This window comes from Bacteroides sp. AF32-8BH, assembly GCF_003435205.1.
GTDB classification, from domain to species: Bacteria; Bacteroidota; Bacteroidia; order Bacteroidales; family Bacteroidaceae; genus Bacteroides; species Bacteroides ovatus.
On the sequence record NZ_QVLZ01000004.1, the window covers coordinates 1 to 12,335 of the forward strand.

At 45.1% G+C, this 12,335-nt stretch carries 7 protein-coding genes and 1 pseudogene; 3 read left to right on the plus strand and 5 right to left on the minus strand.

The features are described 5' to 3' along the window. Positions 1–187: 187 nt before the first annotated feature. From DWZ47_RS03945 to DWZ47_RS03955, 3 genes are all read right to left on the minus strand, one after another. Complete coding sequence (locus DWZ47_RS03945) at positions 188–2,293, minus strand: sensor histidine kinase (protein WP_004296868.1); 2,106 nt, start codon at positions 2,291–2,293, stop codon at positions 188–190. Positions 2,294–2,377: 84 nt separating this feature from the next. After that, a complete protein-coding gene (locus DWZ47_RS03950) occupies positions 2,378–3,910 on the minus strand; it encodes a RagB/SusD family nutrient uptake outer membrane protein (RefSeq protein ID WP_117512359.1) in 1,533 nt (510 codons plus the stop codon). A 4-nt stretch (positions 3,911–3,914) separates the two neighbouring features. After that, positions 3,915–7,277 carry a SusC/RagA family TonB-linked outer membrane protein gene (locus tag DWZ47_RS03955; protein ID WP_117512360.1) on the minus strand — a complete coding sequence of 1,121 codons (3,363 nt, stop codon included), beginning with the start codon at positions 7,275–7,277 and terminating at the stop codon, positions 3,915–3,917. Between the two features lie 429 nt (positions 7,278–7,706). On the opposite strand from DWZ47_RS03955, the gene kduI reads away from it, so the two are divergent. The 3 genes from kduI (at position 7,707) to DWZ47_RS03975 (ending at position 10,849) form a co-directional block, all read left to right on the plus strand. After that, a complete protein-coding gene (gene kduI, locus DWZ47_RS03965) occupies positions 7,707–8,549 on the plus strand; it encodes a 5-dehydro-4-deoxy-D-glucuronate isomerase (protein ID WP_004296872.1) in 843 nt (280 codons plus the stop codon). Positions 8,550–8,589: 40 nt separating this feature from the next. Next, a complete protein-coding gene (locus DWZ47_RS03970) occupies positions 8,590–9,393 on the plus strand; it encodes a gluconate 5-dehydrogenase (protein WP_004296873.1) in 804 nt (267 codons plus the stop codon). 214 nt (positions 9,394–9,607) lie between these two features. After that, positions 9,608–10,849: a DUF4861 domain-containing protein gene (locus tag DWZ47_RS03975; protein ID WP_008647016.1), complete on the plus strand. Its 1,242-nt coding sequence runs from the start codon at positions 9,608–9,610 to the stop codon at positions 10,847–10,849. A 241-nt stretch (positions 10,850–11,090) separates the two neighbouring features. Here DWZ47_RS03975 and DWZ47_RS31290 read toward each other — a convergent pair. Both DWZ47_RS31290 and DWZ47_RS03985 read right to left on the minus strand, forming a co-directional pair. Beyond that, a pseudogene (locus DWZ47_RS31290) lies at positions 11,091–11,552 on the minus strand (lipocalin family protein). A gap of 49 nt (positions 11,553–11,601) precedes the next feature. Further along, positions 11,602–12,321 carry a hypothetical protein gene (locus DWZ47_RS03985; RefSeq protein ID WP_004307811.1) on the minus strand — a complete coding sequence of 240 codons (720 nt, stop codon included), beginning with the start codon at positions 12,319–12,321 and terminating at the stop codon, positions 11,602–11,604. Positions 12,322–12,335: the final 14 nt, after the last annotated feature.

The window sequence follows — 12,335 nt, forward strand, 5'->3', positions numbered from 1 at the left end:
AGAACTGTAAAATATAAAAGAGGTTGTGCCAACGTTTTGACACAACCTCATTCGGTTCTTCCATATATGGAAATATATGTTTTGATAATGTGTTATTATGTCTTGATTTTTATATAACTCATATTGCTTTTTTCTTTTTCTGTTCCTCAAAGATACAAAATAAAAAGAGGAAAGTCAATAGCTAATCTTATTTTAATGGAAGTATAAGCAGAAAACGTGCACCATTGGTGTAGCTCTTGTCTACTTTGACTTCTCCATGTAATCGTTCGGCTATGGTGCGGCATATATTCAGTCCCAGTCCTGATCCCTGTTTGAACTCATCCAACTTCTTGAAGCGTTCGAATACACTATCCATCTTATCGGCAGGGATGCCCGGCCCGGTGTCGCTGACAGAGAACGTGATTCTGTCGGGATACTCGGTCAGTGAACAATGCAGATGGATTTCCCCTTTTTCTGTGTGCTTCTCTGCGTTGGTAAGGAAGTTGATAAGCACTTGTTGCAGGCGTTGTTCATCTGTGGTGATCTGGAAATCGTCTGCCACTTCGGAGGTATAATAAAGCTTCACTCCTTCCGCTTTTCGATCCATTACGGTAGAGAGTATGAGCCTGCACATTTCGTTGCAATGGCAGGAAGTCAGGTTCATGGTGTATTTGCCGCTTTCCAGTGCGGAAAGGTCAAGAATATCGTTGACAAGCGTGGTGAGCAGTTCGGAGTTGTGTTGGACGAGCGAGCTGAATTCTAGCTTTTCCTCATCTTCCAATGGCAGATCCGGGTTGGATAATAATTGTGAGAATCCTACGATGGCATTGAGCGGGGTACGGATTTCGTGGCTCATGTTCTGCATGAAATGAGTCTTCATCTTGTCTGCCTGTTCGGCACGGTCGCGGGCAATCGTCAGTTCTTCGTTCTTCTCTTGCAGTTGTCTGATTGATTTTCTGCGTAGATAAAGGTAGAGCGTGAGGGCTATGGCAAAGAAACAGAAGAATATCAGGATGAATTTCAATATCATCAGCTGGCGTTCGGATTCTGCCTGTTTAGCTACCATAAGACTCTGTGTACGTTCGGTTTCCGCTTTGAATTGTGCGAGCTCCAGGTTACGGTTTTTTAGTAGTAGCTCGTTATTTTCGGCGTTCATCTTCTCGATTTCCACTTGCGATTTCGTTTGCTGCAGTTCGAGCGTTGTCTTTTGCAGGTTTAATTGTGTGTTTTCCAGCTGCAAGGCTTGCGCTTTTCTTTTCAGTTGTTCGTTGCCGATACGCACATTCAGTTCCGACAGGTCGGCAGTCTGTATGAGTTGGTTCAGAGAATCCTGTAAACTCTGGAGCTTCTGAAGCGCTTGGTAAGCGTCTTTGTACTTCTGCTCTTTTGCGTAAATATTTGCCTGAAAAGCTATTCTCTCATGTAAGATAGAGGTGGAGTCGGCGAGAGCATGCGCTTTATCATATTGTTGGTTGAGTATATAATTGTATATCTTCAACTTATTCAGTTCATTCCTTCTGGTTTCACCATGTTTTTCGGTCGCTTTTAAACATTCCTGATAATAGCTTTTGAATTCCTCCTCCCTGTCGAGCGCGTATAAAAGTGTGCATTTGCGCAGCATACAGGCATATTTGTTGGTTGAAGTCTTGGCACACTTGATTCCTTTCTCGGCATTTTCGTAGGCTGCTTCATATTGTTTCAGGTTTTGTTGGAGCATGGATATGTTCCAGTATATATAAGATATATCCTGCTCAGGGAGCTTCTCCTGTGTGTATACCAGTGATTGTTGGTAGTAATCCAGTGCCGTCCGGTTTTCCCTGCGCGCAAAGTAAATGTTTCCCATCATTCGCAGGCAAGTGGAGATACCGTAGGGATAGTCGTCGGCAAATGCCTGTTCTTTAGTCAATTCAGCCTCCTGGAGCGCACGCAGGGTATTACCTGTGTTCATCAGGTAATTAACTTTGTAGATGCTGCCAAAGTAGTAATATTGCAGGTAGTTGTTCTTTCGGGATATCTCCTGAAGCCTGCTGATTGCTTTCTCCAGTAATTCCGTTTTCCCATTATTGAAATAGTAGATTACCGGAATGGTAAGAGCGAGGCATTGTGCCTTTTTATCGTTGATCCGGATGGCTTTGGTATAGATAGTATCAGCTATTTCCAGTCCGGTTGCGTTGTTACGGTGTTTAGTTGCCTCCTCATAAAGTAGATAAAGAGAGTGGTCTATCTTGTACGGATTGTCCTGCGCCTTGGTTGGAAGGAGAGATCCGATAAAGGTGAACAACAAACATATACTGATGTACCTGACTATTTTCATCTTGATAACTATGGATTTACAGTGTTCTTATTGTTTATTTATGGCATTGTTATATTCGTATTCTTTGGCGGGAATCACCCACATCTAGTTGTTGGCGTCTTCCGGGTTGATAGTTACGGCTGCGTTGGTCATGTAGTTTCCTCCATCTTCGAAGGTGTGGCGTACGATGGTGTCTTTGCGCCGTTTGAAGTCAAACCAGCTGAATCCTTCGCCCCATAGTTCGATGCGGCGGTAGAACTTTATTTCGTCGAGCAGTGCCTGACCGCTCTTGTCGCAAGTATATTGAGGGTCGCGTCCGCTGTCGCGGATCAGTTCTTTCAGTAATTGCCTTGCTTCCGCTTCTTTTGGAGGCGTCAGGTGGCAGTTGGCTTCTGCTTCGATGAGATACATCTCCGAACTGCGGAAAAGGTTGAAAGGCATGGCACCTACTTTGTCGATACACTTAAATTTGAACGACATATAAGCGTATATTTTTGCCGAAGTATTCAAGTCGGGATACACCCCTTGGGCGTAACTGGTGAGTGCACTTCCGCCCAGACCATTGTTTGTTATACCACCCGTGTTATAAGTATATTCGAGCGGATCGAGAAAAAGTCCCCTGCGGATATCACTTTCCGGTAATGCATCGTACAGTTCACGGTTGATACAGGCCGGATAAGTGCATACAAGAGTAGAGGAGGAGTTGTATGCAAGGCGTGCGGCAAGGGATGAGTTTCCCAGCGATTCTTCTTCACTGTCATAGATACTCCATATCCATTCGCGGTTGACGGTACTGAATCCGTCGAAATATTCATCGGCATTCATAAGCGGATAACCGGCACGTGCCAGTGCAGCGTAATGGGCGGCAGTACTCCAATCCTCACGGGTGAGTGCGGCACGGGCATAGGTGGCGTAAGCGGCATTCACATTGATTTTGTGATTCTCGTCTTCTTTGCGGGCAATTCCGGATGCCTGATAATAGGTGATGGCCTGGTTAAGGTCGTTGTAAATCTGTTCGTAACAGGCCAGCATAGAAGAAAGAGGACAGTCGCCGGTAGAAGATGTATTGAGCCGGAGAACCACCCCTTCAGCACTGCCGTTTTGCGAATCACACCAGCGTGGCGAGTAGAACTGCAGCAGTTGCAGGTAACAATAGGCACGGTAGGTTAGTGCCTGCGCATAAATATATTTGAATTTATGACTACCTTCAGGGTCGACATAATTTATAATAGCGTTGGCATTACTGATTACTTTGTAGTAATAATGCCACATATACTCCGTGTAACTACTGGTAGGTATGGCATGAGAAGCCCCGTTGAATATCGTATAGAAATTGTTGCGGGGACAATACATGTCAGCCCCCTGATACTCGGCATACATCAGTTTGACAGATCCTTCACCGTTGAATGACACGCCATCGAGTTTATTAGTGGGATAAGTGGTTTTCATCAACTTCTCCAATCCGTTGACAGCATAGGCAGCGTACGCTTCATCCTTGAATAAATCGGCAGGAGATACCTGATTGGTAGGGGCGGTATCCAGATAGTCGCTGGCGCAGGAGTAACACAACAGCGTCAGGAGCAGGCAGAATCCTATGGAGTGATTCAGGAATTTCATGTGTATGGCTTTTTTCTTCATAAGGCTATAAGTTAATGTTGACTCCGAACGAGAAAACACGGGCGATACTCGTATAATTGTTGACGATTCCGTCAAAGGTTTGTACCGGGTTCAGCCCTTTGCGTTTGCTGAACAGGGCGACATTCTCTATGGCAGCATGTAAGCGGATGCCGCCGAGTGTCAATCGTTTGCTCCATGTGGCGGGCAGGCGATAGGAGAGGGTGATGTTCTTGATGCTTAGATAGTCACCGCTTACAATATAGCGTGTAGATGCTTTCTGGCTGTTATATCCATTGATCGTTGCATCCAGATTCACTTGCGGAATACCCGATGGATCGAGACGGTTGGGCGATGTGGGCGTCATGCCTTCAGGGATTGCTGTCCATGCATTCAGTAAATCGGGAGTCAATGAATGTACGCCTACCGATGTCAGAGTCTGATAAGGCTGGTCGAAGACTTTGGAACCGCAACTGAAAATCATCAGGGCGGACAGAGTCAGGTCTTTCCAGCGGAGAGAGGTGGTGACCGAGCCGTTTATCTTCGGTAATGAACTGCCCGACCAGTCTTTGCGTGCATATCTCGGGTCGCCTGTATAATATTGTCCGTTGATGTCTACCCAACTGTCTGTCGGAATCGGATTTTTACCTTCGGTGCTCTCTTCTCCGTTTACGGGTGTTTTTCCATCCTCTCCGGCAATGTAATAAGCGTTGAAGTCCGGCAGATATACACTGCGACCTGTCATCTGGTCTACGCCAGCATACTGGTACAGCCAGAATTCATAAATGCTGTGTCCCTCTTTGAACTTCTGGAAATCTCCGTTCGTAATTCCCTCTTCCCGATCTTTATCCGGCAGTTTTCCGATCTTGTTTTTCACTTTGGAAAGGTTCAAACCTACATTCCATTCCCATTCCCGGTTGCGGATGATATCCCCGTCGGCAGAGAATTCCCATCCTTTATTGGAAACATCTCCAATGTTTCGCCAGACGGTGGAAAGGCCTGTCGATGAGTCAGTGGCACCGGCAGATAGTGGTTGGATAAACTTGAACAGCAAGTCGTCCGAATGCTTGTTATAGTATTCGAAACTTAGGTTCACACGGTTGAAAAGACGAGTTTCCAGACCGATATTCAGCGAAGAATTCGTTTCCCATTTCAGTTCCGGGTTTTCGTTCTGCACTTTGTAGTAAGCGGCTTCTCCACCGTTGACGGCAGAGCCGTAGAGAGACATCCACTGGTACAGGCCGTTGCTGCTTCCGAAGTTATCGTTTCCCACTTGCCCGTAAGAAACCCGTAACTTGAGGCGGTTCAGCCACGACACGTTTTTCAGGAACGCTTCGTTGGAAAGCATCCAGCCGATACCTACGCTCCAAAAGTTACCCCAGCGATGGTCTGTATGGAAGATGGAGGAACCGTCGCGCCGGAAAGAAGCTTCGGCAAAATAAGTTTCGTTGTAGTCATACCGGGCCCGTGTGAAGTGACCCTCTGTACGATAGGTGTCTTTATATCCCTCACTGTAAGTTGTGGTGGTGAAATTTGAAAGTTCGTCTATTCCGGGAAAGCTCTCATTCTTTTTCTGTATGGCGTCGAAATTAAGCTTGTAATCATAGTTCTCGTGCCCCACCATCCATTCTACGAAATGCCTGCCGAACTGGTGTTTCCATGCCAGTAGCTGTTGCAGGGTATATTCCTTGTATTCCTGATCGATCTTGCTGATAAAACCAGTGTCCTTGTAAGCGCCTATTTCCGCATTTCCGTATTGGCTGTCCTCGATATTGCGCAGGCTGATATTGCCTTTCAATGAGAATGTAAAATCGCGTAGGAAAGAAACGTCCACATAGGCATTTCCTTGCAAGGTATTGGCAGCGTTCCACAACTTGTTCTTTTCGCTTTCCCACAGTAGATGGCGTCCATTGCTGGCGGCATCCGATTCCGAACGGCTTTCCGAACCGTCATCATATTGTTTTCCGCCTTCTTCGTTCAGGATATAATCTCCTTTGGAATGAAGCAATGAGCCGTCGCTGGCAAATACATCCTCTGTATAGTGGAGGTGCACCGGATAGATAGGTGCTATTCTCCGTGCAAAGTAAAATGCATTCGACAGGTTATTGGATTGCGCACTTCCGGCGGCTCCTATATCCCAGTTCGTTTTCTGGTGAGTGCCTCCGAGCGACAAGCCCGTTTTTAGCCATGGGCGTGGGGTGAAGTCAGCGTTGAGTGAGCCGCTAAGACGATTGAAATCACTTTTCCTGGTATATCCGTCTTCATTAAGATAGCCTAGCGAGAAACGGATCCGGTTCTTTTCATTGCCGGATTCTCCGCTTAGGTTGTATTCCTGGCGGTGACCGTTACGTGTGTAGGGAGAATACCAGTCGAGATCGTCCTTATATCCGTCCAGTATCCGGGCGTCGGATGCCAGATGACCGTTTGCATCGAAAAGGGCATTATCGGCTTTGTTATAGATGTTGATTCCTACTTTGCTGATAATGTCATTGTTGGTGGCGATGGTCGCTTCTTCGGGACTACTGCCGTTGCTGATAAGCTGGTTGCGATACCCCTGCCACATCGTTTCCATGAATTGATTGGCATTCATACGTTCGTAATCACCCTGTCCACGCGCGCTGAAGCCGTGGCGAATGTCCAGTTGAAGAGAAACTCCCTGTTTCTTCGCCTTTTTGGTGGTAATTAAAATCACACCATTCGAAGCCCGGCTACCGTACAATGCGCATGAAGCAGCATCTTTCAGTACGCTGACGCTTTCTATGTCTGCCGGATTAAGATCGGTGATCCATCCCGTATAGGGCATACCGTCTACCACGTAAAGCGGCTTATTGCTTCCGTTCACCGAACTGTATCCCCGGATCCGGACTTCCGCTTCGATTCCAGGCTGCCCCACTCCGTCAATTATCTGTAGCCCCGGTACCGCTCCGTTGAGCACGGAGATAACAGAACCGATCGGACGCATTTCGATTTGCTTACTGTCCACTACGGAAACAGCCCCGGTAATTGATCTTTTGAGGGCAGTGCCATACGCCACCTGCACTACTACTTCATCCAGTTCGTTTACGTTCGGACGCAACCGGATTTCCATCATATTATGCCGGGCAGGCACTTCGATGGTTTGGTATCCTATGTAAGAAATAACCAGCATTTGCTGTCCGGGGAGGGTTGGTTGAAGACTAAACTTTCCATCCAGATCTGAAATACAGCCTTGCCGACTGCCTTTCACTGTGACGGAAGCACCTGTCAATGGTTCCCGGCTTTCCTCATCAATGATGATTCCTGTTATATTTTTTATTTGGGCATAAGTTAGGTTAATGGATAGAAGCATGTAAATGCATATCACTCCTATCTTTATTAAAGTATCTTCTGTCCGTCTTTTAATAATTGTCATAAGTTGTATATCTTGACGTATTTGTTGATTTTGCTTGCTATTTAAACATTTACAAAACTAATATATTATAATTAGTGTTATAATACATTGCCTCCTATTTATGCAATTTTAACGGTGTAGACTGCTAATTATTAGCTGAATTGGCAAACTAGATACTTTTTCTTGTTCTATATTTTATATTATTTGTTCTTGCGGCTCGAGAGATAGAGGCTTCTTTCTTTTTTTCATTGCATTAAGTAGAAATCTCTCCCAAAACGTATTATAGTTCGTTAAAAAAGTATACATTGCACGGATTCTGGACATTTTTGGTGGATAATTGGAACAAAATTGCAAGGTAAACCCGTTTTCTTTTGCTATTTTTGCATCGTGTACGTAAACGAAGTGCACGTAGAATAGAGAACTTATTCAATAACTATAAATAAATAAAGTATGAAAACGAACTATGAAATTCGCTATGCTGCGCATCCGGAAGATGCAAAAAGTTATGATACAACAAGAATTCGCAGAGATTTCTTAATCGAAAAGATATTTGTCCCCAATGAAGTAAATATGGTATATTCCATGTACGACCGTATGGTGGTAGGTGGTGCGCTTCCGGTAGGAGAGGTGCTGACGCTCGAAGCGATTGATCCGCTGAAAGCTCCGTTCTTCCTCACCCGTCGCGAAATGGGTATCTACAATGTTGGCGGTCCCGGTATTGTGAAAGCAGGCGACGCAGAGTTCGAACTGGACTATAAAGAAGCTCTTTATCTGGGTTCGGGCGACCGCGTAGTGACTTTCGAAAGCAAAGACGCTGCTCATCCTGCTAAATTCTACTTCAACTCACTGACTGCACATCGCAACTATCCCGACCGTAAGGTGACGAAAGCCGATGCCGTAGTAGCTGAAATGGGTTCTTTGGAAGGTTCCAATCACCGCAACATCAATAAGATGCTGGTGAATCAGGTGTTGCCTACCTGCCAGTTGCAGATGGGTATGACGGAACTCGCTCCGGGAAGTGTGTGGAACACGATGCCGGCACACGTACACAGCCGTCGTATGGAGGCCTATTTCTATTTCGAAATTCCCGAAGATCATGCTATCTGCCACTTCATGGGTGAGGTAGGCGAGACGCGTCACGTATGGATGAAAGGCGATCAGGCCGTTCTTTCACCCGAATGGTCAATCCACTCGGCTGCTGCTACCCACAACTATACCTTTATCTGGGGAATGGGTGGCGAGAACCTCGACTACGGCGATCAGGACTTCTCGTTGATTACAGATTTGAAATAACAACTACAATAGTTTTCCTAATTTAATAACAAAAAGAATTATGAATCAGTTTTTGAATTTTTCTTTGGAAGGTAAAGTAGCTCTCGTTACAGGTGCTTCTTATGGTATCGGATTTGCTATTGCTTCTGCATTTGCAGAACAAGGCGCTAAAGTTTGTTTTAACGACATCAATCAAGAGTTGGTAGACAAAGGTATGGCTGCTTATGCTGCAAAAGGTATCAAAGCTCACGGTTACGTATGCGACGTGACAGACGAGCCGGCTGTTCAGGCGATGGTTGCTACGATTGCAAAAGAAGTAGGTACAATTGATATCCTTGTAAATAACGCAGGTATTATCCGTCGTGTTCCTATGCACGAGATGGATGCTGCTGATTTCCGTCGTGTAATTGACATCGACTTGAATGCTCCATTCATCGTTGCTAAGGCTGTTTTGCCGGCTATGATGGAAAAACGTGCAGGTAAGATCATCAACATCTGTTCTATGATGTCTGAATTGGGTCGTGAAACTGTATCTGCTTACGCTGCCGCTAAGGGTGGTTTGAAGATGCTGACTCGCAATATCTGTTCTGAATATGGTGAATACAACATCCAGTGTAATGGTATCGGCCCGGGTTACATCGCTACTCCGCAAACTGCTCCTCTTCGTGAGCCGCAGGCAGACGGAAGCCGTCACCCATTCGATTCATTCATCTGCGCTAAGACTCCTGCCGGTCGTTGGTTGGATCCGGAAGAACTGACAGGTCCTGCCGTGTTCCTTGCTTCTGAAGCTTCTAACGCTGTTAACGGTCACATTCTCTACGTAGATGGTGGTATTCTTGCTTATATCGGAAAACAACCGAAATAATAGCTGATAGAAGAAATTCCGGTAAGGTGATAGAATGGCAAAGAGCATCCTCTTTTCATCTGTCACCTTATTTTTTATTATTCCCTTTGCAGGAGCTATATGGCCGATTTATTGGACATATATGCCCAACGTGTTGAACATATAGCTCCAACATGCCGAATATAATAGCCTCTGATTTGCAAAGTATATGTTATTCATTCAATGTAGACTAATTATGAGAAAGATATTAATTCTGTTTGCTGTAGCCTTGATTGGTTTTGCTTCTTGTGCCGACAGCAAGCAGTCAATGACAGTCACAGTGACCAATTCTTTGGCTCTTGAACGGGCAGGGGAGATGGTTGAAGTGCCGATGAGCGATGTGGTCGCTAAATTGAAACTGGCGGATACGGCACAGATTGTGGTGCTTGACGTCGACGGTCAGCAAGTGCCTTATCAGGTGACGTATGATGAGAAGGTGGTCTTCCCCGTTACGGTAGGGGCAAACAGCGCGGTTACTTATACCATTCAACCGGGCACACCGGCACCTTTTGATGTCATTGCTTGCGGTAAATACTACCCCGAACGTCTGGACGACGTAGCCTGGGAGAATGATCTTGGCGGATTCCGTGCTTATGGTCCTGCTTTGCAGGCTCGTGGAGAACGTGGTTTTGGCTATGATCTTTTTACGAAGTATAATACTACGGAGCCGATTTTGGAATCTCTGTATGCTGAAGAGCTTAATCCTGAAAAGCGTGCCAAGATAGCCGAACTGAAAAAGACAGATCCGAAAGCCGCTTCCGAATTGCAGAATGCCATCTCTTACCATATCGATCATGGATACGGTATGGATTGCTATGCCGTAGGTCCTACGTTGGGCGCCGGCGTTGCCGCTTTGATGGCAGGTGACACTATTATCTATCCTTACTGCTATCGCACACAGGAAATCCTTGATAATGGTCCGCTGCGTTTCACGGTGAAGCTGGAGTTTAATCCGCTGGTGGTCCGTGGAGATTCTAACGTGGTGGAAACACGCGTCATCTCCTTGGATGCAGGTTCTTATCTAAATAAAACAGTTGTTTCATATACCAATTTGAAAGAAGCAATGCCGGTAACTACAGGACTTGTATTGCGTGAACCGGACGGTGCGGTTGTGGCAGATGCTGCAAATGGCTATATCACTTACGTAGATCCTACAACTGACCGTAGCGGTGCAAACGGTAAGATATTTGTCGGTGCTGCATTCCCAGCACAGGTAAAAGAGGCGAAAGTGGTTCTTCTTTCCGAAAAGGAAAAGAAAGATCGTGGTGGAGCCGACGGTCATGTGCTGGCTATCAGCGAATATGAGCCTGGTTCTGAATATACTTATTACTGGGGATCTGCCTGGGATAAGGCGGCTATCAAGACTCCGGATGCGTGGAATAAATATATGGCTGAATATGCGCAGAAATTGCGTACTCCGTTGGCGGTGGCATATTAATTAATGTGCTGAATTGCTTATACAGTCAAAAAAGAAGGATTGTCGGGGTGTGACGAAACGCCCTCTTTAATTTCTTTTGCTCACTGAATACGCGATTCATTATTGAATATCATGCGTCTTTTCTAATAGATGAAGCAAAGGTTTCTTTTTATCAAAGGAACCTTTGCTTATTTTTATCTTTCTGAAAAAGAAAGAGAATTAAGAATGTGTCTTTCTGGAAAAGAAAGATAATGTCCTTGAGCTATCTTGTAAAAGCGTGTTGTTCGTAATATTCGTATGTCGTTCCGTCTTCTTTCTCTTTTTCTCGAAGTTCATAGACTAATTCATTCTCTGTCATTGTGGTCACTGTCCACACTTCTGTGTAATTATCCTCTTCAGTGTCGATGAGAGTCAGCTTATTACCGGAGTAGCTCCATGTACCGTGATAATAATTAGTACTTCCGGAGGAGTTGTAGACATCTTTTTCTACATACGTACCATCTTCCTTGAACTCTATGGAATAACGGTTGGTTCCATTTACAAAATCTTCTTTAGAGTCACTTACCTTTTCACCATCTTCCTATTCTTGTGAAAGATAATACACTCCATTCCATGTTCCTAACAATAAATCGCGTGAACCGACAGCGTCATCGTCACAGGAATAAATGCTGAACGACAGTAATACTGCAACTATGCAAACGGTTGCTTTCCAGATTGTTTTCATAATAAATTGTTTTAATTGTTTGATTTTGAGATGATTTGTTTTTATGGGATTATTTGATAATCGTTTCCACATGTCCATTCTTGAAGAATAGGTAGAACGAGCTGGAATACATCCATTGCACTTCTCCATTTGATTCTTGAATAGTCTGCGGTTTGCCGAAGGCCAGCAGACATTCATCTTCCGTCATGCCTTTCACCGGCTTGTTGATACTGATTTCATTCCAGTGAGTGATTGGTGAAAGTTGGTTCGTTACGATGAAGTCGAACATTTTATTCAATACTTGCGATTCCACCTGTACGAAGTCATCCATGATTTCTTTGTGAGATGCTTTCTTGTCCGGTTGCAGCTTCTCCATGGGAGTGATTTTTTTCATTATCACTGCTGATGATTCTATCCGTATATTGGAAAGATAGTAGACCAGCTTGCCGTCTTTTACTTGAAACAGGGCTTTGCAATAGTAAGTATTCTTTTGATTTGAGTCTGCTTGCGAGGCAAGTATCAGATCGCAACTGAAGTTTTTAGCCGGCGCGTTTACCTCCGTTATCCCTTCCCGTAGCTGCGGACAGACATTTTTGACGGTCCATAACAGTGCATTAGCGTAGATGTTTACATCTTGCATACCACTGAAAGGGGTAAATCCGCTGACCACATATTTATTGCCGTCTGTACTGACGGGATAGCTCTTTTTCTGTTCGGTGAAAGTCTGTGCTATCAGCGGGATAACTCCCGTCAGCAGATACATGATTGCCAGAAATTGTCGTTTGGTCATCATATTCCGTTATT